Raw genomic sequence first — 23,402 nt, 5'->3', positions numbered from 1 at the left:
CCATGAGCGACGCTATAAAGCATGAATGTGGTATTGCCTTGATCAGGCTCAGAAAGCCTATCGATTATTACGTAGAGAAGTATGGTACTCCTATGTACGGGATTAACAAGCTGTACCTGCTGATGCAGAAGCAGCACAACCGGGGGCAGGACGGTGCCGGCGTAGCTAGCATTAAAATTAATGCCCTACCCGGAATCGAGTACATCAGCCGCTTCCGATCAGTTAAAACACGGGCCATCGACAGCATTTTCGGGAAAATAGGGAAGGAGTATAAGAACCTGAAGGAGGATTATCCTGACAGAGCCGATGATACCGCATGGATCTGGGAGAACACGCCCTTCTTGGGGGATGTGTACCTGGGCCACCTGCGCTACGGCACGCACGGTATAAACAGCGTGGATAACTGCCATCCGATGGTGCGCGAGAACAACTGGCGCAGCCGCAGCCTGGCTGTTGCGGGTAACTTCAACATGACGAACGTGGATGAGCAGTTTGAGAAGTTACTTGAGCTAGGGCAGCATCCAAAGCAGAAGTCTGACACAATTACGGTATTAGAGAAAATTGGCCATTTTCTGGATGAGGAAAACCAGGTGAAGTTTAACCACTTCAAAAAAGGCGATCACACCAACAAAGAAATTACGCAGCTGATTGAGGAAAACTTGGATCTGCAGCGTGTACTGCGCCGCGCCAGCCGCGACTTCGACGGTGGCTATGCCATGGCGGGCCTTACAGGCTACGGTGCCTCTTTCGTATTGCGCGACCCTAATGGTATTCGTCCTGCTTACTACTACATGGATGATGAAGTAGTGGTGGTGGCATCTGAAAAGCCAGCCATCAAGACAGCTTTTGACATAGAATACAGCGATATCAAGGAAATCAAACCGGGGTACGCGCTGATTGTGGACAAAGCCGGCAACCCACAGCATGTAGAAGTGGTGGAGCCTCGTGAGAAACTTTCCTGCAGCTTCGAGCGCATTTACTTCTCCAGAGGCAATGACCCTGAGATATATAACGAGCGCAAGAACATGGGCAAACTGCTGTGCCCGCAGATTTTGGATGCCATCAATTACGACCTCAAGAATACCGTGTTCTCTTATATCCCTAACACTGCGGAGTCTTCGTGGCTGGGGATGATGAAAGGTATTGAAAACCACCTGCGGGAGTACCGCAAAAGAGCTATCCTGAACCAGGAACTAACAGAAGAGCAGTTGGATGAAATTCTGCAGTTTAAACCGCGCGCCGAGAAACTGGTGATAAAGGATGTGAAGCTGCGTACATTTATCACAGACAACGACAGCCGAGACGACCTTGTGACGCACGTATATGACACGACCTATGAGGTGGTGAAGAAAGGAATCGATACCCTTGTGGTATTGGATGATTCGATTGTGCGCGGTACAACGTTGGAGAAAAGCATCATCAAGATGCTGGATAAACTGGAGCCGAAGAAGATCATTATCGTTTCCTGCGCTCCGCAAATCCGCTACCCGGACTGCTATGGCATTGATATGTCGCGCATGAAGGAGTTTGTAGCCTTCAGAGCACTGTTGGCTCTGTTGAAAGACCGCAATCTATACTTTAAGGCAGAGGAAGTATATGATAAATGCGTCGCGCTAGCAGGTACACCGGCATTCAGAGAGGCAAATTATGTGCAGGAACTGTATGATATGTTTACAGCAGATGAAATATCCGAAAAAGTTTCCGAGATAGTGAAAGCACCGGATGTAGACGCCGAGGTGCAGGTAATTTACCAGCGCATTGAAGATTTGCACCTCGCTTGCCCGAACCACAAAGGCGACTGGTACTTCACCGGTAACTACCCGACTCCGGGTGGAACAGGCGTTGTAAACAGAGCCTTCATGAACTTTATGGAGAACAAATTAGCGCGAGCTTATTAACATAGATTGCACAATAGCAGCTGTAATATAATTCGGCTTAAAAGGGTGGGTGTTCTGGTTAGCCAGAACACCCTTTTTGCTTTAGGTATGTATAGCGCAATAAAATAATTATAATTAGTTGAACTTTATAAAGCAGGTTCAGGTTGGGTTTCTATTATTGCATCAAAATTTGTGCAATTTATTCTTAGATAAAACCTTGCCTACTTCGTAAAGTATGATTAAAAAACTTACCCTCCTTCGCCAGACGTGCCTGGCGTTCACCTGCTTCGCTGCTTTTTTTAAACCTGATTCGGCTGTTGCTCAGATAAGTATGGAAAGAAGCCAAACAAACTATACGCAAGACTTTAATTCGCTACCTGCTGTGAGTGACGGCATCTGGGAAAACGGCACCAGTTATATGGAAAACTGGTTTGTGCAGCGCACGAAGCAAACCAATACCGTTGTTGTAAATCATGGTAACCAAGTTGCAGGCAACCTTTACAGTTTCGGCTCTATCGGATCAGTAGATCGTGCTTTGGGCTCACAAAGTTCTCTTCTTGCAGGAGAGTATGCATGGGGAGTGCTTTTGCAGAATAATACCGGCGATACGATTAACTTCGTTGATATCAGCTTTTATGGAGAGCAGTGGCGTGTCTCTAACAGAACGGCCGGTGAACATAAAATCGATTTTTCTTATGCTATCAACCCAGATAAAGCGACTTTCAAGTTATCGCCTAAATCTGATGCGGGCTGGATACAGTACCCTGACCTGAATTTTAAAAGCCCGCACTTTTACACTGAGGGAAAGGCTCTGAATGGAAACGCTGCGGCGAACCGGAAATTGATGTCAGCGGTGCTGGCTGTAAACATACCGGACGGGCACTACCTGATGCTGCGCTGGAAGGATGCGGATGAGTATGAGGCCGATCATGGCCTGGCCATAGATGATTTCAGTATTAGCTGGAGCGTAAAGCCTGAAGAGCCTATTGTGGTATTGCCTGTTGAGTTAGCGCGCTTCACTGCCAAGGCTAGTGGCTCTGTGGTACAGCTGCAGTGGCTAACTGCTTCAGAAATGCAGAATGATTATTTCTCCGTGGAGAGAAGCTCAGATGGTCAGGCTTTCGAAAGTATTGGCAGAGTGGCTGGTCACGGAACTACCACTATCGGCGCTGCCTATAGCTTTGCTGATAACCATCCTCTGGTTGGAATTTTGTACTACAGGTTAAAGCAGGTGGATGAAGACGGTAGCCACGCCTACTCAGCTGTTGTAGCCGTAACTCGCGCTGCTGGCTTAAAAGTAGCTAAAGTTTATCCTACTATTACAACTGATAAACTGCAGGTAAGTATTGAACAAACTGGTGTTATGCAGCAGGTGTTGGTGTTGGACATGCTGGGAAAGCAGTGGCTTTTGAAAGGGCTTGACAATACTGCCCTTCATCATACCATAGATGTAAGCACTTTAAGAGGTGGCAGTTATGTGCTTGTACTGCTGGACGAACAGGGGCAACGCTATACAACCCGATTTATAAAAAACTAAAGATTGTCTTCCCTTTATAACTAAGAAGGCCTTGCTATCAATAGCAAGGCCTTCTTAGTTATAAAGGGAATAACTTATACAGAGAAGCTATCTCCGCAGCCGCAGGTGCGGGTAGCATTCGGGTTGTTGAAGTAAAAGCCTTTACCGTTCAGGCCGTCGGAGAAATCAAGCTCCGTGCCTGCCAGGTATAGGAAACTTTTCATATCTACCACTACCTTCACGCCTTTATCTTCAAACTCCTGATCCATCGGCTTCACTTCATCATCGAAGTCAAGATTGTAGGAAAGGCCGGAGCAACCACCACCTGCAACAGAAGCGCGTAAACGGTACGTATCGTCTAACTGAGCATCCTGCTTCAGTTTTACTACCTTTTCTTTTGCTTTATCTGAAACTGTGATCATAACATTGTTATTTTTAGGAGACAGGATTCAGCACCACGCTAAATACGGTGATGGTGTTCATGTCTCGGCCATAGTATAATTTATCGAGTGCCTCATACATATTACGTGCCCGGAAATAAGAAGTGTTCAACTCCTTGATGTCGCGGGATATCCACTGCACCGTGTAGGAACCTTCCTCATCGCGGTAATTCTGTACGTATGCCAGCATCTTGCGCAGCACGTCCACCCGGTCATACCCCACTTCAGAATGAAACAGGAACGATTGGTGGTGGCGCGGGTTTACTGTAATCAGGTCGAGGCGCTCTTTGTTGTCGATGTGCCTGAATTCAAAAAGCAGACTGTTGCCGCTTATGCCTAAGTGGTTTTCAATCTGCTTTTGAATGCGTGCACTTTCAACATGCACATCAGTGTTCTTTGACTCCATTGAGTCCGTGGCTTAGTGGTGCGTCTTGGCTAACTCCAATGCTGGTAAGCCATTCTTTACTCTGTAATCGTTGATAGCAGATTTAATGGCATCCTCAGCCAATACAGAGCAGTGAATTTTTACCGGCGGTAATGCCAGTTCTTCTACAATCGCCATATTGTCAATCGCCAGTGCCTCGTCTACTGATTTACCTTTGAGCCACTCTGTGGCCAGAGAAGAAGAAGCGATAGCAGAACCACAACCAAACGTCTTAAACTTTGCGTCTGTAATAACCTGATTCTCGTCCACTTCAATTTGAAGACGCATTACGTCACCGCACTCCGGAGCACCTACAAGGCCGGTACCCACACTTGCTTTAGATTTATCTAGCGTACCTACGTTACGTGGGTTGCTATAATGATCAATAACTTTATCTGAATAAGCCATAGCTTTATTTAATTACGAATTAAAAATTATGAATTATGAATCAGAAACTACGAACAATTTGTAATTCGTAATTTCTGATTCATCATTTATTTCTTAGTGTTCTGCCCACTCAATTGAGTCAAGGTCTATACCTTCTTTAAACATCTCCCATAGCGGGGATAGTTCACGAAGCTTAGAAACGGCTTCTTTCACGTGACCAATGGCATAGTCAATTTCCTCGTCCTTTGTGAAGCGGCTCAGGCCGAAACGCAGGGAAGAATGTGCAAGGTCATCGCTCAAGCCTAGTGCTTTTAGTACGTAAGAAGGCTCCAATGAGGCTGAAGTACAGGCAGATCCGGAAGATACCGCCAGGTCTTTCACACCCATCATCAAACCTTCACCTTCTACATATTTGAAAGAGATGTTCGATACGTGTGGCAGACGATGCTCGCGGGAACCATTTACATAAGATTCTTCAATGGTAGTCAGCTCTTTTTCCAAGCGGTCGCGCATGGCAGAAATACGGGCCGTATCGGATTCCATGTCCTGCTTTGCTATTTCGGCAGCTTTACCAAGGCCTACAATTCCAGGCACATTCAGCGTACCGGAACGCATGCCGCGCTCGTGGCCGCCGCCATCCATCTGAGCAGTTACTTTTACACGTGGGTTCTTACGACGCACGTACAAAGCACCAACGCCTTTCGGGCCGTACATTTTGTGAGCAGAGAAAGCCATCAGGTCAATACCGTCAGCCTCTACGTCAACCGGAATTTTACCTACTGCCTGCGTAGCATCTGTAAAGAACAGGATGCCGTGCTTCTTGGCAATAGCAGAAATTTCACGGACTGATTGTATCACACCAACTTCGTTGTTGGCATACATGATAGAGATAAGGATAGTTTTGTCAGTAATAGCCTCCTCCAGTTCTTTCAGGTCAATAAGACCTTCTGAGTTTACCTGCAGGTAAGTTACTTTACCGCCAATTTTCTCGATGTGCTTGCAAGTGTCCAGTACGGCTTTGTGTTCTGTCGTAACAGAAATAACGTGATTGCCTTTAGAGGCGTACATTTCGTAAACGCCTTTGATGGCCAGGTTATCAGACTCTGTAGCACCAGAAGTAAAAATTATTTCTTTTGGAGAACAGTTGATGAGCGCAGCGATTTGCTCGCGGGCATAGTCAACAGCCTCTTCCGCCTGCCAGCCAAACGCATGGTTACGGGAAGCAGCGTTTCCGAACATGTTTGTCATGTAAGGCAACATCGCTTCCAGTACACGCGGGTCTAGCGGTGTAGTGGCATTGTTATCCAGGTATATAGGTAGTGTTAGCATAGCACTGTTTTTTTCTATTTATTGTCTGTTTTATAAACAGTTGAAAGAAATTATTAGTTTTGATTTCCATGCAAAATTACTAAAAAAAGCTTACTTAGACTAATTACATATTCAAAATGCGCAACGTAGAACACATAGGGATAGCTGTGAAGGATTTTAGCGAGGCAAATGCTTTGTACTTTAAACTTTTGGGAGTAGAACCCTATAAGACTGAATTTGTTTCATCTGAAAATGTGAATACTTCCTTCTTTAAAGTTGGCGATACGAAGATAGAACTACTGGAAGGAACGACAGAGGACAGTGCCATTACAAAGTTCATTCAAAAGCGTGGAGAAGGCATCCACCATATCGCTTTCGAGGTAGACGATATACTAAATGAAATGGAGCGCCTGAAGCAGGAGGGGTTTACCCTGTTAAACGAAACACCGAAAAAAGGAGCTGATAACAAACTGGTGTGTTTTGTGCACCCCAAGAGCGCCAACGGTGTGCTGATAGAACTAACGCAGGAGATAAAGTAAATTGCTGAATGGCTGCATGGTTACATTGTTGACTAAGGGAAAGCCACAGCCATACAACCAATTAACAATTTAGCCATTTAACAATTCAACAATTAGAAAAAATGAGCCAGTTAATAAAAGCCGTACAGGCAGCAGAAGACGAACTGCTGGTGGGGAACGTAATACTTTATCCCACGGATACTGTGTGGGGAATCGGTTGTGATGCAGAGAATGGAACTGCCGTAAAGAAAGTCGTTAAAATAAAAGAGCGCGATGCTTCCAAAGCGATGATCCTGTTGGTGGCCGACCAGCAGATGCTGCTGCGCTATATAGCGTCGCTGCCTGCTGATTTTCAGCAATTCGTTCAGGAGCAGGAGCGGCCTACCACCTATGTTTTTTCGAATCCCCAGAATTTACCCGAAGAAGTGCTGGCCGATGACGGCACCGTAGCCATCCGAATAGTGAAAGACGAGTTCTGCCATCGCCTGTTAAGGCAGATTGGCCGGCCTCTTGTTTCTACCTCCGCCAACATAAGCGGAGAGCCTGCACCCAAGACCTTTGCGGATGTTTCCGAAGAAATAAAGAAACGCGTGGATTTAATAGTGCACTGGCGGCAGGAGGAGCCTATGGAATCAAAGCCATCGCGCATCGTGAAAATCAACCCGGACGGTAGCCAGAAAGTACTGCGTGATTAAATACGAATACCCCTCCTGATAGAAAGGTGGCATTGGCAATTCGAAACACGTAATTCGTAATTAACAGGGTAATCCTTAATTTTGCACCTCAGGCCGCGCCACCGTTGCCTGAGGTTTTTGATTTTTAGAAATGGATAAAGCAGAACTACCGAATCACCCGATTTTTAATGTTGTAGCCGATGCGGCCGCTGAGCTGAGCACCGATGCTTACGTAATCGGAGGCTTTGTACGCGACCTGGTGCTGAAGCGGCCGTCTAAGGATATAGATATTGTGTGTGTAGGTGATGGTATTGCCCTGGCTGCCATGGTAGCGCAGAAACTGCCACATAAACCCAAAGTATCTATCTTCAAAAACTTCGGGACAGCCATGCTGCGTGCGGATGAATGGGAGGTAGAGTTTGTTGGGGCCCGAAAGGAATCTTATAGGGAGCATTCCCGCAAGCCGGAGGTGGAGCAGGGTACGCTGGATGATGACCTGAAACGCCGCGACTTTACCATAAATGCACTTGGCATCAGCCTGAATAAACAGAATTATGGTGAGCTGATAGATGAATTTGATGGTATAAAGGACATGAAGCGCAAGGTTATCCGGACGCCATTGGAGCCGGGTATTACTTTTTCAGATGATCCGCTGCGTATGATGCGTGCCATCCGTTTCGCTTCCCAACTTGGCTTTGATATTGATCCCGATACCTTTGATGCCATCTCGGATAATAAAGAGCGCATCAAAATTGTATCGCAGGAGCGTATTACGGACGAACTGAACAAAATTATTCTGTCGCCTACGCCCTCTTATGGTTTCAAGCTTCTGTTTGTGTCTGGGCTACTGGAAATCATCTTTCCGAAGATGACGGAGCTGCAGGGCGTAGAAACTATCAACGGCAACTCACACAAAGACAACTTCTATCATACCCTTCAGGTGCTCGATAATGTGGCGGAGGTGTCGGACGACCTGTGGCTGCGCTGGGCAGCTATTATGCATGACATCGCCAAACCCGACACCAAACGCTATTCACCCAAAGTAGGCTGGACCTTTCACGGCCATGAAGACCGAGGTGCCCGTATGGTGCCCAAGCTCTTCAAAGACCTGAAACTGCCCCTGAACGAGCATATGAAGTTTGTGCAGAAGTTGGTGAAACTGCACCTGCGGCCTATTGCCCTGGTAAAAGAAACCGTTACGGATTCTGCCATACGCCGTCTGCTCTTTGAAGCTGGTGATGATGTGGAGGCGCTCATGGCGCTGTGCCGTGCCGATATCACCTCAAAGAACGACAACAAAGTAAAGCGCTACCTGCAGAATTTCGATAAGGTGGAGAAGCGGCTGGTGGAGGTAGAGGAAAGCGATAAACTGCGCAACTTCCAGCCAGTAATTACAGGGGAAGTAATAATGGAAACTTTCGGGCTGAAGCCATCCAAAACGGTAGGAGAGTTGAAGGAGGTGCTGACAGAGGCGATTCTGGAAGGGAAGGTAAGAAATGAGTTTGACGAAGCCTTCGCCTTCCTGTTAGAAAAAGGGAAGGAGAGGGGACTTCGCCAAGGGCACTCATCAAACAACAACTAAACTTATTTACTTTTATGATAACGCAAATATCATGCTTTATTATATGGTTCTACCTTATACTTCTTGCCTGTATCTTTCAAAGAGTATTTTATGTCCAGTTTCAAGTACTCTTTCAGTTGCAGATTTTTTACCTGGTAGTGAGGTGCTGCATTGCCGGGGTTTCTTTCCAGTTCAGATAGGAGACTAATTTCCCGTCGCAGGCTGTAGCGTTTCTATTCTGGGCCATGGCTTCAGGAGAAATGGCTAAGACCGCAGTAAAGGCAGTTAACAGAAGGAAAGGCTTATTTTTTAACATAGTTTTAGATTGTACTAGTGGCAGGTTAATAGGGCGGGTTGAGGCACCTCAACCCGCTGTTTCTCATAGTTTAAAGGCCGGTTTGCTTTCCTAGTGGCGCTTCACGCTGCTTGGGCCGTTGCTGTCGATGGTGGTGTCGGTGGGGTTGCCTTTGTAGGTGATCCGGCTGGCGCCGGATGCTTGGGCGCGGAGCCTGTTGGTGGCATATACCTGTGCCGCACTGGCACCTGTTACGTCAGCATCCACTGAGGCTGCCTGAAGTCCCTCCGCATCCACAACACCGGCTCCCGTAGCATCCAACTCAAAGCTTTCGGCGCGGCCTGTAAACTTGCTGATGGAAGCACCGGCAATATCTACTTTCAGGTTGCGCACATTCACATCAGCGGTAGACCTTATAGCTCCTGCAAAGTTCATCTGGAGGTCGTCAGAACTAATTCGGCCAATATCTGCTTTGATGGCTCCACTCAGGTCGATGTTCCTATAATCCGGTGCTACAATTTGTATCAGCACTGGGTTACGGTCATCGAAAAGATTAAAGTTCTCCTCAGCATAGCGGATGCGCAGCTCCTGGCCACTCTTTTCAATTGACAATAACCTGAGTTCTTTGTCCTCGCCCCGCACCCGGATGCTATAGTTGCTGCCCTGCTGAATTTGCACATGGTAAGGGCCGCTCACAGTTACCTCACTAAAATCGTCAAAGTCAAAGGTTCTTGCATTGCTGCTGTATTCGTCCTCATCCAGCAGTACGCTTCCACTTATACTAGTCGTAAAACCTGTGTTGGTGCTATTATCAGTGCTGAACTCTTCTGTATCCAAGGTGTCAGCGGCACAGGTAAGGCACTCCAGTTGGTCGCCGCTTGCCTGCCAGGTGTTGCGCACAATCTTGTCCACGCTGTAACTTTGGGCGAAGGTGGCGCTGGGCAATAGGTGCGTAAATGCGCGGGTAAGGCGCAGGGGCTTGTTTTGCGGAAGCATGACCGTAACACTTAGTTCCTGGTCGCGGTAGGCAGCTTTTTCTTTAAACTCATATCTGTTATCGAAGCGGAGCACTGAGTCCTGCTGCACTACGCGGTATGTGATCATGCTGGCATTCTGCTTCGCCTCCTCTTCTGTTCTGCCTTTTGCCTCGGCGCGCTGTATAATCTCGACATTTTCGCTGTTGTGAGCACGTACATCGATGTAGACTTTATCATAGTTTGTGTTTGTGTCATATGCGTCCAGCGTAAGGGTGCCGAAATTTGCTACAGGAATGGTTTTAGAGGTAATCACCTCGCCAGTACGGCGGAAGTTGGTGCTATGCATCGCGATAGTTGCAATCATAGTGAAAAGACTCACGAGCCACACTGCAAACAAAGACCAGCCTACAAAAGGGCGTAGAAAAGTACGTTTCACCAGAAGGCTCACGCTCAGTATAATCAACAGCAGAAGCGGAATTAAGCCTACAAAAAAGCCTGCCACCAGTCCGAGCCTGGGAAAGCCCCCGAGAAACACGGAGGCCGGAAAATCACCAGGAAAAATTAATTGGGGGTCATCTACTAAACCAAGAGAAACAAAAAACGTGGAGAAGAGGGCGATGGTCAGGCCGATGGACACTACCAGCAGTATAATACCGGCACCTATGCGGATGAGCGTGATCAGGAAGGCGAAGATAGGGCCGAGGGCCTTTCCGAGCCAGTTAAAAAGCTGGGAGATAAGGCGGAAAGGCATCAGGATGACTTTAGCCAGCTGGCTTTCCTCGCCGTTGCTGTCCTTCATGTTCAGGTTGTCCTTCAGCGTTTTCTCTATACCCGCCAGCGTTACGGGGTCACCCTGCATCTGCAGGCGCTCGGACAGGGTGACGGCTTCGGGCATGGCAACCCAAAGCACGATATAGGCAATAATACCAAAGCCGCCTGCAAAGATAAGTGCAATGAACAGAACGCGGACCACAGCTGTATCAATACCGAAATATTTGGCAATACCACTGGCTACACCCGCCAGTTTCTTGTCTTCAGGATCGCGGAACAGCTTTCTAGCCGTTGTCTCCGGCAGTTGGTCGTTTTCCGGCATGGCAATCCAAAGCACCACATACAGGATTATACCCGTTGCGGCTGATATGCCCGCTGATACAATACCAAGTAAAACCAGTAGCACAAAGAACAGCCTCACCCAGAGCGGGTCTGCGTTCAGGTAATTGGCTAAACCAGCAGACACCCCTGCAATAACTTTGCGGTTAACATCCCTGAAAAGCTTTTTGGGACCTGCTGTGTAGGCGCCGGAAGCGCTATGCGTTCCGGTGGCTCCTTCATATGATCCATCGTATGCTCCTTCGTAGACAGTCAGGTCTTGCTGTGGCTGTGGGATTCCTTCCTCTATTGGGTCCAGCACCTCAAAATCTGTCACACTGCCCATGCGCCCGATTAGGTACTCCACATCTTCCTGAGAGATTACCTGTTTGCCCGGAGAAAGCCGCGCGGAGAAAATCTCGGCAATGCGCGCCTCAATGTCGGCAACAATTTCCTCATGTCCCTCATAGTTAGAAAAGTACGTTCTGATGGAGGCAAGGTATCTGCTGAGCTGCTCATAACCATCCTCTTCTATATGGAAGATGATGCCTTGCAAGTTGATGCTTATATTCTTTTTCATAGTTGCTGAGCTTTCTTGTTTTGGATAATGTAATCTGTGGAGGCAACTAAGTCTGTCCAGGTTAGCCGGAGCTGTTCCAGAAAGTTACGTCCTGTTTCAGTAAGGGTGTAGTATTTGCGGGGCGGCCCTGAAGTTGACTCTACCCAGTTGTAGTCGAGAAGCGATGCGTTCTTGAGGCGGGTGAGCAAAGGGTAGAGTGTGCCCTCCACAACGATCATTCTGGCCGCTGTCAGCTCTTCCAACATATCGGACGCATATACTTCACCACGAGAGATTATCTCCAGGATGCAGAACTCCAGAATTCCCTTCCTCATCTGCACTTGTGTGTTTTCTACTTTCATGATGATATTGCTATAATGTTGAAGTAAAGATAATGAAAGGTACTATGTAACGCAAGGTACTGTATAAAAATAATTACGGAAGTTTTTTTTATTAGTTATCCGGTTCTCGGTTTATCTTGAATATTCAGTATTTTTGATTAAAATTAAATTGCGTCGGAAACAACTAAAAAGGCTTAGGCTGTGTTGCTGAGGGAATTCCTGAGGCCAGTATTGGTAGGAAACATTGTTGAAAGAATGCAGTAATATTTTTGCTTTTGAGCTAACTATACCCTTATACATGATCAGATTCACCCTTCGCTGTTTCATGGCTGCTCTGTTTTTTATAGCATGTTCAGCTGCCACAGCACAAGTGTCCGCTCCCAAATACAGCAATGAGTTCCTTAACATAGGGGTAGGAGGGCGTGCGCTCGGCATGGGCAACGTGCAGGCAGCTGTTGCCAACGATGCCAACGCGGGATATTGGAATCCGGCCGGTTTGCTGCGCCTCCAGAACAGGTATAATGTGAGCCTGATGCACTCAGAGCTTTTTGCAGGCATTGCCAAGAATGATTTCGCCAGCTTCGCCATGCCCCTCGACACAAACAGCGCCCTTGCTGTATCCGTTATCCGACTGGCCGTGGATGATATCGCAGATACCCGCCGGCTACAGAACGAGTACGGCTACATTCAGTACGACAGCATCCGGTTTTTCTCAGTCGCCGATTATGCCATGCTTTTGTCCTATGCCCGCCGCAGTAACCTGGTAGAGGGGTTGATGCTGGGTGCCAACGCAAAAATCATATACCGGAATGTAGGCGCCTTTGCCAATGCCTATGGCTTTGGAGTGGATGTGGGCGCGCAGCTGCAACGCGACAACTGGCAGTTTGGCCTGATGGCAAAAGACATTACCACCACCTTTACCGCCTGGACGCACAATACTGAAGAACTGGAGGAGGCATACCAGCAAACTGGTAACGACCTTCCACAAAGCACTGCTGAGCTAACCCTGCCGAGAGTAGTGCTAGGTGTTGGCCGCTCGTTTCAGTTCAATGATAAATTCTCGGCTCTTATCGCAGCAGATCTTGATTTCACCTTCGACGGAAAGCGCAATGTGCTCCTGAAGTCAGATGTCGTGTCAATGGATCCGCATATGGGTCTTGAGCTGGCTTATGCTAACTCAGTTTTTGTAAGAGGGGGTATCAACAACTACCAGGAAACAACAAATTTTGACGGGGGCACCACTAAACGCCTGCAGCCCAACTTCGGGATAGGCGTGAAAACCGGAGGCCTTCTCCTGGACCTTGCTCTTTCCCGTGTCAACAACAGCGAGAGCAATGCCATAGGCGGTGCAAATACCTCTTCTGTCATTGTTTCCCTCGGTTACTCTTTTGATAAATAAAATTTTTGCTTTACCAGGCAGAAAACAGATAAGCAATACATGATGAAGCAACTTTTAGCCGCACTTTTATTCCTGATTACTTGCATTGGAGCAGGTGCTGCGCAAGCGCAGGAAGTGTACGGAAACGAGTGGATTGATTACTCTAAGACTTACTACAAAATAAGTGTCGTCAACACAGGCCTGCACCGCTTAGATTATGATTTCCTGGAGAGCCTGGGCCTGAGGGAGGTAAACCCGCAGCACCTGCAGCTTTTCCGCAGGGGCAAGGAGGTATCTATTTATATAGCCGGTGAGGCCGATGGTAAGCTAGATACGCAGGATTATGTGGAGTTTTATGGTGAGCGTAATGATGGTGCTTTGGACAGTGAGTTATATAAGAATCCGGCTCACCAGGTGCACCAGTTCTATAGTTTATATACCGATACAGCAGCCTATTTTCTTACTATAAATGCAGCAGGAGGTAAGCGCATGCGGGAGTCTAACCCTGCCATTGCCGGCCTCACGCCGGAGCCGTATCATTTGCAGAAGGCGGTGACATGGCAAGTAGGTGACTTCTATAGGGGGAAAGCTCATGATCCCAGCCTGAACATGGTGCTGATGCCTTGGTTTGATCAAGGGCAGGGACGTGTTACTAGCACATCAAGGAGGGAGAAGGCATATACAATTAATAATGTTGTTAATGTAGAGCCTGCTGGTCCAAAACCTGTATTATATTATTCTGCTTTCGCATGGAGGAATATCAAACACAGATTTTCCATTAGAGTAGCCGACGCAAATAATGTGGTAAGAGAAATTGCACGTCATCAAATTGATGGAGATGGACATTTATATGCTAAATATACAGCGGAATTCTCTGATATTTCTCCACAAGGAAACTTTACAGTGAAATCTTTACCAGATTTGTTGCCTCCTTTGCCGAATGGAAGTGAGGATACAAGAAACCAGATAAGTATTCCTTTTGCTATTCTGACTTTTCCTCAGAGAAGTGTTTTTCAAGGTAGTTCCATGTACTTCTATACAGACTCTACACGTACTGACAACCCTTACTTTGAGTTCAGTGGCGCTCCTGCCACAGCCGTTGCCTACGATATAACTGATCAGTTTAACATTACTCGTATAGCTGGAAGAGAGACTGCTGGTAGAAAAGGATATGTAACAGATGCGGCGGATGGCAGAAGCCATAAGTTCTTTCTAGCAGATGCAACTATGTTCAGCAGGCCTGCCGCGGTAAAGCGCATCCAGTTCAGAAACATCGCACCGGATGCCTTCAACTACATTGTTCTGACTAACAAGAGGCTGATGGTAAAGGTGGGTAATGCTGCGCATCCTGCTCCTAAAGAGTATGCGACTTATCGTGCATCAGCGGCAGGAGGGGGATATGATACCTTGTTAGTGTTTGTAGATGACCTGGTGAACCAGTTTCATTACGGAGAGTTTTCTTCCATTGCTATCCGCCATTTCACAAGGCTGATGGGTAGTTCTGCTGTTAAAAAGCAGATGGTGATTCTTGGGAAAGGAGTCGAAATTGACAGAATAAACTATAGAGATGTAAACTCAAGAGCGCTGGATATTGTGCCAACCGGAGGCGTTCCGGCATCTGACCTTCTTTTTTCAGCTGACTTCAGGAATAGCCAGTATATTCCGACGGTGCCTACAGGCCGTGTGGCTGCCACTTCACCAGAGGCCATTATGGCTTATCTGAATAAAGTGAAGGAGTATGAGGTAGCCAAAGAGGGGGAGCCATGGCGGAAGAACATATTGCAGCTCGGAGGCGGCAAACTAATTTCTGAAATAAACCAGATTACGAACTACCTGAGAAGCTATGCGGCCATAGCAGAGGGGCCCCTGTTAGGAGCTACTGTTATAGAAAGGTACAGACAGAATGTTAGTGAGGTAACAGAGTTTATTAACGTGTCGGAGCAGGTTAACAAAGGTTTGTCTCTGATAACTTTCTTCGGGCACAGTTCTACCAGCACCAACGATTTGGATATAGGGTATGTCTCACAGGCTGTTAATAACTATCAGAACAAAGGGAAGTATCCAATTCTTTTGATGAATGGGTGTAATTTAGGACATAGTTATGTTCCCAATAATACCACATTCGGTGAAGACTGGTTGCTTACTCCTGATAAAGGTGCCGTTGCCTTGATCGCCCACATAGATGCAGGCGGCTTACCTTACCTGAATACTTACTCCTCTAACTTCTATAAGGTGGCTTTTCAAGATCCGGCATTCTATGGCACAACGCTGGGTACGGTTCAGCAGGAAACTATAAAGCGTGTGATGCGGGAAACAGCCAGTCCCTGGGCAATAGCCATGGTGTTAGAAATGGCCCTTCAGGGAGATCCTGCCTTGAAGCCGTACAACCCAAGCAAACCCGATTATGTAATAAAAGAGAGTAACTTTAATGTAACCGGATTGGATGGAGGTGCAGTAACGGCTTCTGCTGATTCATTTATGGTGGCTTTTGATGTGGATAATTTGGGAAAAGCCATAACCGAACCCATCTATGTTTCTATCAAAAGAACCTTGTCTGATAACAGTGTTGTCTTTCAGGAGCCTATCCTGATTGACCCAATTATACAGGGGAGAAGAGTCATGCTCAAACTGCCTAACAAAGATGTGATGGCAGTGGGAGTGAACTCCTTTGAGATAACTCTGGATAGTCCGAATGCTGTGGAAGAGCTGAATGAAGAAAATAACACAGCTGTGTTCCAGCACTTTTTCCCCATCAGTGGTATCGTAACTGTTTACCCATCAAACTACAGCATCGTCGGAACAGATAAGGTGAAACTGGCAGTGCAGGCAACTACTTTAAGCGAAAATCAAGGTTTTTATTTTGAAATTGACACCACCAAGACCTTCAGTAGTCCATTGCGCCAGTCTCAGACAGTAGCCAATGCTGAAATACCTGTATGGGAGGTTTCCCTGCCTGCACCCAGAAGCGACAGTGCGGTTTACTACTGGCGCGCCCGCTTTACAAACTATGAGGCAGGAGAAGACACTGTCTGGGCAAGTAGCTCCTTCAGACATATAGCCGATGTTAAAGGCGGCTGGTCTCAGAGCCATTACGGGCAGTTCCAAGATGCTCAGGTTGTAGGTTTCGATTCTCTATCAGAGAGCAACAGGACCTGGCAGTATAAAAACATCCAGAAGTTTATCGAGATTAAAACTGTGGGAGGAGATACCAGGTTCACTTTTTCAAACCATGGTATATTTATGAATGGAGCGCAGGAGTTGAGTGGCTCATGTGGTGATCCCCAGGGTTCTTCAGCAGCGCGAATGTATTTTATCGTGGTTAATAATATCACGCTGGAAAATGTTACGGCTTTGCCGGGGCAAACCTTCTGCGCGGCTGTGCCTTACCTGTTTGACACAGGGAACCTGGCTCAGGCTGCGAATGTGGCCAAGATAAAAACTTTCCTGGATGCTGTGCCGGCAGGGTATTATGTGGTAGCTATAAGCATCAATAAAGTGCCTTTTCATACATTTTCTACCGAGGTGAAGGTAGCTTTTAATAGCATAGGCTCGAGCCTGATCAATACTTTTCCTGCCAATGTGCCCTTTGCCATTGTAGGGCAGAAGGGAGCAGCGGTTGGTGATGCAGAGGAAATGACGGCGTCGGCAGATGATGCGACACCTGCTACTTCTCAAGCCATAGCGCTGAATACTACCTTAAGGTCAACAAGGGCAACCGGTTCTGTCACTTCTGTACTGGTTGGGCCTGCTTTGCAATGGGAAACATTGCACCACAATATAGAGAAGTACAAGGGCGGTGACGATACATATACTTTTAGTGTAATCGGTATTGATACAACAGGGCAGGAAGAAGTGCTGGTGGAAAAAGTGCAGAGCAAAGTGTTGGATATCTCCTCTATTGATGCCAAGCTGTACCCTAACCTGAAGCTTACGGCTTTCTTATCAGATTCTACAGCCCGAACGGCACCACAGCTAAAGCAGTGGTTTGTGCTTTATGAAGGCGTTCCAGAAGGTGTTATCAGGCCGGATTTGGTGAAGGTGAGTCCTGCGCTTTTGTCTGAGCAGGCAAGCGGAGGACGCATAACGGCTCCCATGGCCTTCGAAAATATTTCGCATACCGCCTTTCGTGATTCTGTATTGGTGGAGGTAACACTTTCAGGTGATGGTATTCAACCAACTGTCTCGCGGTTTAAAATAAAGCCTGTAGCAGCCGGAGAGACGGTTACTTTCAATTTCACGACATTAACACAGGAATTGGAGGGGAATTACAAACTGAGCATGTATGTGAATCCGCGCCTGCAACTGGAGCAGCATTATTTCAACAACATTTATGAAGTAAATTTTAGTGTAAAACCGAAGCTGCACCCGATCATGGACGTAGCCTTTGATGGTGTTCATATCCTGGATGGTGATTTTGTCTCGCCAAGCCCAGTCATCAGTGTTACGCTGAAAGATGAGAACCGCCATGTATTCCTGCAGGATCCATCTGCTATGTCTATCATCCTAATAGATTCGGATGGGCAGGAACAGGAGGTTTCGCTCGTGAATAACCCTCAGGAGGTGACGTATGTTGCTGCTACCGAGGAGAACGACTTTAGACTGGAGTACAAGCCAACCAAGCTACTAGATGATAAGTATACCATGGAAGTGCGGGCGCGTGATGCTGCAGGTAAAGCCTCTGGTATATCACCCTATAGAATCGGCTTTGAAGTAGTGAGTGAGGCGGGGGTAACAAACTTTTATCCATTCCCGAATCCTTTCTCCTCTAAAACCAACTTTATTTTCACGCTTACAGGCAGCACGATACCGGAGCACATCAAAATTCAGATATTAACCGTGACAGGTAAAGTGGTGAAGGAGATTATGAAAGAAGAACTGGGGCCGCTGCGCATAGGCAACAACAAAACGGAATATGCCTGGAATGGCACCGACATGTATGGTGACAAGCTCGCAAATGGGGTATACCTGTATAGAGTGGTGATGAGCAGAATGGAGGAAGAAATGAAACACCGCAATACCTTCGGCGATAAAGCTTTTAAGAATGGTTATGGTAAACTATATATTCTGAGATAAACTAAACCGGCACACTATAAAAGCAGGAGGGGCAGCTACAATAGCTGCCCCTCCTGCTTTTTGCTTCAACCTCGTTATACCTTTTATCCAAGGAGGCGGCCAGTTGTCTTTATTTACGCTTCAAAGTCAGGAAGCTGTAACTGTACTTGTTCTTCTCATCCGATTCATGATGCTCCTGCTCCACCGTTTCCCATTCCTCCTCCTTCATTTTAGGAAAGGAAACATCTCCTTCAAAGGTGTGGTGGATGCGGGTGAGGTAAATAACATCTGTCAGGGGCAGTGCCTGCCTGTAGATTTCTGCGCCGCCAATAATGCAAATCTCTTGGTCGAGCTGCTTTGCCTTCTCAATCGCCTCCTGCACAGAGTGGGTTACGACACACCCTTCTGCTGCATAATCCTTTTGAGTAGTAATGATGATTGACGTACGGCCGGGTAAGGGCTTGCCAATTGACTCAAATGTTTTACGGCCCATCAGGATGGGATGCCCCATCGTAATTTGCTTGAAGTGGCGCAGGTCAGCCGGGAGGTGCCAGATTAATCCGTTGTCTTTTCCGATGACGTTGTTTTCGGCGGCGGCTACAACTATAGCTATCATTTATCTATACATTAAAGGTGTAACCTCTCAATAAATCCTGAATTGGCATACGTTTCTTCCCTTCCATTTGCAGGTCAAGCACCGAAAGGACACCAGCAGCAGTCTGGACATGCAGAAACGTTTTGTTGTCCGTTTTCAGCTGTCCTGGTGCTAAGCCAAACTCCGCGTTTTCTAAAGCCTCTGTTTTGAAAATCTTAAAGGTTTTGTCGTTAAAGCGGGTCCAGGCGGCAGGGTAGGGACTAAGGCCGCGGATAAAGTTTCGCACCTGCCTGGCAGGCTGATTCCAGTTAATCTCGCAGGTCTCTTTGTATATCTTGGGTGCATGCTTGGTTTCAGCAGAGGTAACCTGCGGCTGCGGCTGCACCTCCTCGCGCTCAATGGCCTGTACGGTACGCAGCGCAAGTTTTGCTCCCTCATATTTCAGTTTCTCATACACAGAGCCAAAGTCATCTTCCTCTAGAATGGGTACGCGCTTCTGGAAAATAAGGTCTCCGGTGTCTATCTCGTGTTTCAGGAAAAAGGAAGTGACACCTGTTTCTTTCTCACCGTTGATAATAGCCCAATTGATGGGGGCAGCACCACGGTACTGCGGCAGCAGCGAGCCATGTATATTAAAAGAACCTAATTCCGGCATCGCCCACACCACCTCCGGCAGCATCCGGAACGCTACAATGATCTGCAGATTGGCCTGATAGCTTCGTAACTCTTCCAGAAAAGCCTCGGATTTAAGGTTTGTTGGCTGCAGTACCGGAATGTTCTGCGACACGGCGTACTCCTTCACCGGTGACTGGTGAAGCTTCTGCCCCCGGCCAGCCGGTCTATCCGGCGCTGTAATCACGGCTACTACATTATAATGATGCTCCACCAGTGTTTGCAGGGTAGGCACGGCAAAATCCGGGGTACCCATAAACACAATGCTTAAATCTCTTGTCATCGTTAGTTATTTTCAGGGTATAGCAGGTACTGCTCTCGGAGGGTCTTATACTCTGCAAGCGCAGGCTCCCAACTGGCGCGTATTTCCGCCTCAGTTTTGCCGGCTTTTATCTGCTCCCGCAGCTGGCTGGTGCCTGCCAGTTTCTCAAAGAAGTTATTGAAGAACTTGTCTTTCTGCGTTGAGTGCTGGTACATCTCCTGCAGGTAAGCCAGCGTGAATGGCTGTGCTTTGGCCGGATCTGTTAAATCCATACCGTAGCAGGCTTGTCCTTTGTGCGGCGGATTGGTGGCTCCTGCCGTGCTTTCGGGTGTAAACTTGAAGGTCCTATCAGTGTAATAGGGGCTGCCAATTACCTGAAACGGCGCAGGCGTGCCGCGGCCAACGCTCACGTTCGTGCCCTCGAAAAGGCAGATTGACGGGTATAGCGTAATGGCCTGTGCGTTCGGAAGGTTCGGCGACGGCTTGACAGGCAGTATATAAGCGGTGTTGTGGGTATAGTTTGCCACCGGAACCACCGTCAGGTCTGCCTGCCGCTGCCCCTCCAGCCATTTCTCTCCGTTTATCATCTCGGCCAGTTCCCCCACCGTCAGGCCATGCACAATTGGGATGGGGTGCATGCCCACAAACGACTGTTGCTCCTTCTCCAGCACCGGTCCGTCTACATAATGGCCGTTCGGGTTAGGGCGGTCCAGCACCAGCACAGGCTTGTTGTTTTCGGCTGCGGCCTCCATTACATAGTGCATGGTGCTTATGTAAGTATAGAAGCGGGCGCCTACATCCTGAATATCAAAAACCAGCACATCCAGGTTCTTTACCTGTTCCGCCGATGGCTTTTTGTTTTTGCCGTAGAGCGATATGATAGGCAGGCCAGTGCGGATGTCTTTGGCGTCTTTCACGTATGCACCAGCATCAGCTTCGCCCCGGAAGCCGTGTTCCGGTGCGAAAATTGTCACCACGTCCACGCCCCGGCTCAATAAGGTATCAACTAAATGCGTTTGGCCAACAACCGACGTTTGGTTTACCACGAGGCCCACACGCTTGCCCTGCAACTGGGGCAGGTACAGTTCCAGTTGTTCTGCGCCTGTCTGCAAAGGCTTGGACTGTGGCTCTGGTGCAGGTTCAGCAGTAATTGTTTGCTCAGTAGGCTGAGGCTGTGGTATTGTGGCAGGCGCTTGTTTCGGGGCGCAGTTTCCGAGAGCTAGCAGAAACGAAGTGTATAGTATAAGCATGGGCTGTGTCATAGTCATAAGGTAGAAGTCAAAATTCATACCTATCTTTAAAGCTGTTAAGAAATAAGGCGAGTGAATATCTCCAAATATATATCTGATAAAATATCAGAAGTACAAACCGGCTCATTTACGTCGTCGGTTACAAAAATAGCAATAATCAGCATAGCTGCAGGCATTGCCATCATGATCGTATCTTTTGCTATTCTCGAAGGCTTCCAGTACGAGATCAGGCAAAAGATTTTTTCCTTCGGGGCACACCTGCAGGTGAGCAAATACGACACCAATAATTCGCTGGAAGGGGCACCCATCAGCAGGAACATCGGGGTGGCAGATTCCGTGGCAGGTATCCAGCGGATTCAGGCTTTTGCCCGCAAAACAGCCATTATTAAGACAGACGATGAAGTACTCGGGGTAGTGCTGAAAGGAGTGGGAGAAGACTATGACATGAACTCCATGCAGCAGAACCTCAGATCTGGCGAGCTGATTTCGTATACTGATACGGCATCGTCAAAAGAAGTGCTCATCAGCCAGAGCGTGGCAAGTAAGCTGAGTCTGGAAGTAGGCGATGAGGCCATTTTTTATTTTATACAAAATCCGCCACGTGCCCGGAAATTACAGGTAAAAGGCATTTTTAATACAGGCTTAGAAGAATTTGACGAGGTTTTCGTTATCGGTGATATTCAGTTGATACGGGAGCTGAACAACTGGCCAGATACACTGGTGGGAGGTATCGAAATTGTGCTCAAAGACTTTGAGCAAATAGACCAGGCGGCAGACCAGGTGTTTGAGCAAATGAACTATGATTTGCAACTGGAGAAAATCACAGATCGGCACGCGCAGCTGTTCGACTGGCTCAAACTGCTGCGTAAAAACGTTGTTATCTTTCTGGTGCTTATTATTTTCGTGGCTTCATTTAACATGGTTTCCACGGTTTTTATCATGATTATAGAGCGCATAAATATGATAGGGGTGCTGAAGGCGGTAGGTGCTACCGATGCGCAGATACGGGAAGTCTTTTACTTTCGCGGTCTGAAACTTACCATTAAAGGGTTGATATGGGGGAACATAATCGGCCTTGGTTTCTGCGCTATACAGTATTACTTCAAAATCATCCCGCTCGACCCGGAGAACTACTACATGGACACTGTTCCTATCAGTTGGAATGCCGGTATTATCATTGGGCTTAATGTTATTACCCTCCTGCTCACCATGCTGGCTATCCTTATACCTGCTGCCATGGTTTCGCGGATCAGGCCGGTGAAGGCGATTAAATTCGATTAAGACAGTTGCAGAATAGGCGGTTGTTGAATCAATAAATCCATTCTTCTATAAGTTGAAAGCCCCACGTAACGGCGGGGCTTTCAACTTATACTGATAACTTCAAAAAGCTTTAAGCCTTGTTGTGCTGCTGCACGGTAACCATCTCGCGCTTTTGGATAGGTGCTGGCGCCTTCACAACGTTTTCTTCAAAGGCTATTTTCACACGTTCGTTCATCTCCCAGTTCAGCGGCCAGAACTCTTCTTTTTTAGCCCAGAGGCGCATACTGATGGTGAGGGAATACTCGGTAAAAGCGGTTACAGCAATTACCGGAGCAGGCTCAGAGAGTATGCGCGGATCTGTTTCAATGAGCTCCTGGAGTAAACGTTTTACAGTCACCAAATTGTTTTCCGGGCTGATGACCAGGTTGAGTTCCATACGGCGTGTTGGCTCCACAGAGTAGTTGATTACCACACTTGATGCCAGCGGGCCGTTTGGCATATAGATGACCTGGTTATTACCTGTTTTAATAACTGTGTTGAAGATGTTAATCAGATGTACCGTACCCATTTGCCCCTGCGCCTCAATAAAGTCGCCTACCCTGAACGGCTTAATAGTGAGAATGAGGACGCCCCCGGCAAAGTTAGAAAGGCTGCCCTGCAGTGCCAGGCCAATTGCCAGGCCGGCAGAACCAAGTACGGCAATAAAAGAAGTCATCTCAAGGCCCAATTGCGCCACCACCAGCACAATTAGCAATACCCACAACGCGATATTGATGATACTACCCAGAAATGGCCGCAGAGACTCATCCACGCCTTTGCGCAGCATCAGGTTTTGCAGCAGCCGGTTCATGCGCCTGACGACCCAGGAGCCTATAATCAAAATCAGTATAGCCACCACAAGCCTGAAGCCATACACCATGGCTAAGTTTAATACCATCTCGCGAATGGAATCGACATCCAGCACCAT

At 47.5% G+C, this 23,402-nt stretch carries 18 protein-coding genes; 8 read left to right on the top strand and 10 right to left on the bottom strand.

Annotation, left to right across the window (positions count from 1 at the left end; all coding sequences use genetic code 11):
• Nucleotides 1-2 precede the first annotated feature (2 nt).
• Together E1919_RS07705 and E1919_RS07700 are read left to right on the top strand one after the other, a co-directional pair.
• Nucleotides 3-1,898, top strand: coding sequence for an amidophosphoribosyltransferase (locus E1919_RS07705; protein WP_162052771.1), 1,896 nt, complete (start codon nt 3-5; stop codon nt 1,896-1,898).
• A 214-nt stretch (nt 1,899-2,112) separates the two neighbouring features.
• Nucleotides 2,113-3,414, top strand: coding sequence for a T9SS type A sorting domain-containing protein (locus E1919_RS07700; RefSeq protein ID WP_162052770.1), 1,302 nt, complete (start codon nt 2,113-2,115; stop codon nt 3,412-3,414).
• 74 nt (nt 3,415-3,488) lie between these two features.
• On the opposite strand, the gene E1919_RS07695 is transcribed toward E1919_RS07700, so the two are convergent.
• From E1919_RS07695 to E1919_RS07680, 4 genes are all read right to left on the bottom strand, one after another.
• Nucleotides 3,489-3,815, bottom strand: a complete 327-nt coding sequence (locus E1919_RS07695) for a HesB/IscA family protein (RefSeq protein WP_162052769.1) — start codon at nt 3,813-3,815, stop codon at nt 3,489-3,491.
• A 13-nt stretch (nt 3,816-3,828) separates the two neighbouring features.
• Entirely contained in the window at nt 3,829-4,239 is a 411-nt protein-coding gene (locus E1919_RS07690) for a hypothetical protein (RefSeq protein WP_162052768.1), read from the bottom strand.
• A 12-nt stretch (nt 4,240-4,251) separates the two neighbouring features.
• Entirely contained in the window at nt 4,252-4,665 is a 414-nt protein-coding gene (gene iscU, locus E1919_RS07685) for a Fe-S cluster assembly scaffold IscU (protein WP_162052767.1), read from the bottom strand.
• Between the two features lie 93 nt (nt 4,666-4,758).
• The gene (locus E1919_RS07680) at nt 4,759-5,973 is read right to left on the bottom strand and encodes an IscS subfamily cysteine desulfurase (protein ID WP_162052766.1); all 1,215 of its coding nucleotides are present in this window, start codon (nt 5,971-5,973) and stop codon (nt 4,759-4,761) included.
• A gap of 116 nt (nt 5,974-6,089) precedes the next feature.
• On the opposite strand from E1919_RS07680, the gene mce reads away from it, so the two are divergent.
• From mce to E1919_RS07665, 3 genes are all read left to right on the top strand, one after another.
• On the top strand, nt 6,090-6,491 hold the full coding sequence (mce, locus tag E1919_RS07675) for a methylmalonyl-CoA epimerase (RefSeq protein WP_115564821.1): 402 nt from the start codon (nt 6,090-6,092) through the stop codon (nt 6,489-6,491).
• A 101-nt stretch (nt 6,492-6,592) separates the two neighbouring features.
• Nucleotides 6,593-7,165, top strand: a complete 573-nt coding sequence (locus E1919_RS07670; RefSeq protein ID WP_162052765.1) for an L-threonylcarbamoyladenylate synthase — start codon at nt 6,593-6,595, stop codon at nt 7,163-7,165.
• A gap of 130 nt (nt 7,166-7,295) precedes the next feature.
• On the top strand, nt 7,296-8,726 hold the full coding sequence (locus tag E1919_RS07665; RefSeq protein ID WP_162052764.1) for a CCA tRNA nucleotidyltransferase: 1,431 nt from the start codon (nt 7,296-7,298) through the stop codon (nt 8,724-8,726).
• A 385-nt stretch (nt 8,727-9,111) separates the two neighbouring features.
• Here the strand turns inward: E1919_RS07665 and E1919_RS07660 are convergent, their stop codons facing one another.
• Nucleotides 9,112-11,646, bottom strand: coding sequence for a PspC domain-containing protein (locus E1919_RS07660; protein ID WP_162052763.1), 2,535 nt, complete (start codon nt 11,644-11,646; stop codon nt 9,112-9,114).
• On the bottom strand, nt 11,643-11,987 hold the full coding sequence (locus E1919_RS07655) for a PadR family transcriptional regulator (protein ID WP_162052762.1): 345 nt from the start codon (nt 11,985-11,987) through the stop codon (nt 11,643-11,645). Before E1919_RS07655 ends, E1919_RS07660 begins: the two co-directional genes overlap by 4 nt.
• 277 nt (nt 11,988-12,264) lie before the next feature.
• Here E1919_RS07655 and E1919_RS07650 point away from each other — a divergent pair, with 277 nt between their 5' ends.
• Both E1919_RS07650 and porU2 read left to right on the top strand, forming a co-directional pair.
• Entirely contained in the window at nt 12,265-13,365 is a 1,101-nt protein-coding gene (locus E1919_RS07650; RefSeq protein ID WP_449422723.1) for a putative type IX sorting system protein PorV2, read from the top strand.
• Nucleotides 13,366-13,404: 39 nt separating this feature from the next.
• Nucleotides 13,405-18,417 carry a putative type IX secretion system sortase PorU2 gene (porU2, locus tag E1919_RS07645; RefSeq protein WP_162052760.1) on the top strand — a complete coding sequence of 1,671 codons (5,013 nt, stop codon included), beginning with the start codon at nt 13,405-13,407 and terminating at the stop codon, nt 18,415-18,417.
• Nucleotides 18,418-18,526: 109 nt separating this feature from the next.
• On the opposite strand, the gene E1919_RS07640 is transcribed toward porU2, so the two are convergent.
• The 3 genes from E1919_RS07640 to E1919_RS07630 are packed head-to-tail and all read right to left on the bottom strand — an operon-like array spanning nt 18,527 to nt 21,175.
• The gene (locus E1919_RS07640) at nt 18,527-19,012 is read right to left on the bottom strand and encodes a dihydrofolate reductase (RefSeq protein ID WP_162052759.1); all 486 of its coding nucleotides are present in this window, start codon (nt 19,010-19,012) and stop codon (nt 18,527-18,529) included.
• 4 nt (nt 19,013-19,016) lie between these two features.
• The gene (gene fmt / locus E1919_RS07635) at nt 19,017-19,946 is read right to left on the bottom strand and encodes a methionyl-tRNA formyltransferase (RefSeq protein WP_162052758.1); all 930 of its coding nucleotides are present in this window, start codon (nt 19,944-19,946) and stop codon (nt 19,017-19,019) included.
• 2 nt (nt 19,947-19,948) lie between these two features.
• A complete protein-coding gene (locus E1919_RS07630) occupies nt 19,949-21,175 on the bottom strand; it encodes an exo-beta-N-acetylmuramidase NamZ family protein (RefSeq protein WP_237144125.1) in 1,227 nt (408 codons plus the stop codon).
• 72 nt (nt 21,176-21,247) lie between these two features.
• Here E1919_RS07630 and E1919_RS07625 point away from each other — a divergent pair, with 72 nt between their 5' ends.
• Nucleotides 21,248-22,456 (top strand): ABC transporter permease, encoded by a 1,209-nt coding sequence (locus E1919_RS07625; protein ID WP_162052757.1) that lies wholly within the window; start codon nt 21,248-21,250, stop codon nt 22,454-22,456.
• Nucleotides 22,457-22,565: 109 nt separating this feature from the next.
• Here E1919_RS07625 and E1919_RS07620 read toward each other — a convergent pair whose 3' ends face one another.
• Nucleotides 22,566-23,402 (bottom strand): mechanosensitive ion channel family protein, encoded by an 837-nt coding sequence (locus tag E1919_RS07620; protein WP_162052756.1) that lies wholly within the window; start codon nt 23,400-23,402, stop codon nt 22,566-22,568.

The organism is Pontibacter pamirensis (genome assembly GCF_010015475.1).
Taxonomy (GTDB): domain Bacteria; phylum Bacteroidota; class Bacteroidia; order Cytophagales; family Hymenobacteraceae; genus Pontibacter; species Pontibacter pamirensis.
Note: the sequence above shows the minus strand (reverse complement) of the source record. Positions and strands in the feature narration are given on the sequence as shown.

Bases quoted from the DNA above. Each gene is read 5' to 3' on its own strand.
- E1919_RS07705 (WP_162052771.1), top strand. From the start codon at position 3: ATGAGCGACGCTATAAAGCATGAATGTGGTATTGCCTTGATCAGGCTC.
- E1919_RS07700 (WP_162052770.1), top strand. From the start codon at position 2,113: ATGATTAAAAAACTTACCCTCCTTCGCCAGACGTGCCTGGCGTTCACC.
- E1919_RS07695 (WP_162052769.1), bottom strand. From the start codon at position 3,815: ATGATCACAGTTTCAGATAAAGCAAAAGAAAAGGTAGTAAAACTGAAG.
- E1919_RS07690 (WP_162052768.1), bottom strand. From the start codon at position 4,239: ATGGAGTCAAAGAACACTGATGTGCATGTTGAAAGTGCACGCATTCAA.
- iscU (WP_162052767.1), bottom strand. From the start codon at position 4,665: ATGGCTTATTCAGATAAAGTTATTGATCATTATAGCAACCCACGTAAC.
- E1919_RS07680 (WP_162052766.1), bottom strand. From the start codon at position 5,973: ATGCTAACACTACCTATATACCTGGATAACAATGCCACTACACCGCTA.
- mce (WP_115564821.1), top strand. From the start codon at position 6,090: ATGCGCAACGTAGAACACATAGGGATAGCTGTGAAGGATTTTAGCGAG.
- E1919_RS07670 (WP_162052765.1), top strand. From the start codon at position 6,593: ATGAGCCAGTTAATAAAAGCCGTACAGGCAGCAGAAGACGAACTGCTG.
- E1919_RS07665 (WP_162052764.1), top strand. From the start codon at position 7,296: ATGGATAAAGCAGAACTACCGAATCACCCGATTTTTAATGTTGTAGCC.
- E1919_RS07660 (WP_162052763.1), bottom strand. From the start codon at position 11,646: ATGAAAAAGAATATAAGCATCAACTTGCAAGGCATCATCTTCCATATA.
- E1919_RS07655 (WP_162052762.1), bottom strand. From the start codon at position 11,987: ATGAAAGTAGAAAACACACAAGTGCAGATGAGGAAGGGAATTCTGGAG.
- E1919_RS07650 (WP_449422723.1), top strand. From the start codon at position 12,265: ATGATCAGATTCACCCTTCGCTGTTTCATGGCTGCTCTGTTTTTTATA.
- porU2 (WP_162052760.1), top strand. From the start codon at position 13,405: ATGATGAAGCAACTTTTAGCCGCACTTTTATTCCTGATTACTTGCATT.
- E1919_RS07640 (WP_162052759.1), bottom strand. From the start codon at position 19,012: ATGATAGCTATAGTTGTAGCCGCCGCCGAAAACAACGTCATCGGAAAA.
- fmt (WP_162052758.1), bottom strand. From the start codon at position 19,946: ATGACAAGAGATTTAAGCATTGTGTTTATGGGTACCCCGGATTTTGCC.
- E1919_RS07630 (WP_237144125.1), bottom strand. From the start codon at position 21,175: ATGCTTATACTATACACTTCGTTTCTGCTAGCTCTCGGAAACTGCGCC.
- E1919_RS07620 (WP_162052756.1), bottom strand. From the start codon at position 23,402: ATGGTGCTGGATGTCGATTCCATTCGCGAGATGGTATTAAACTTAGCC.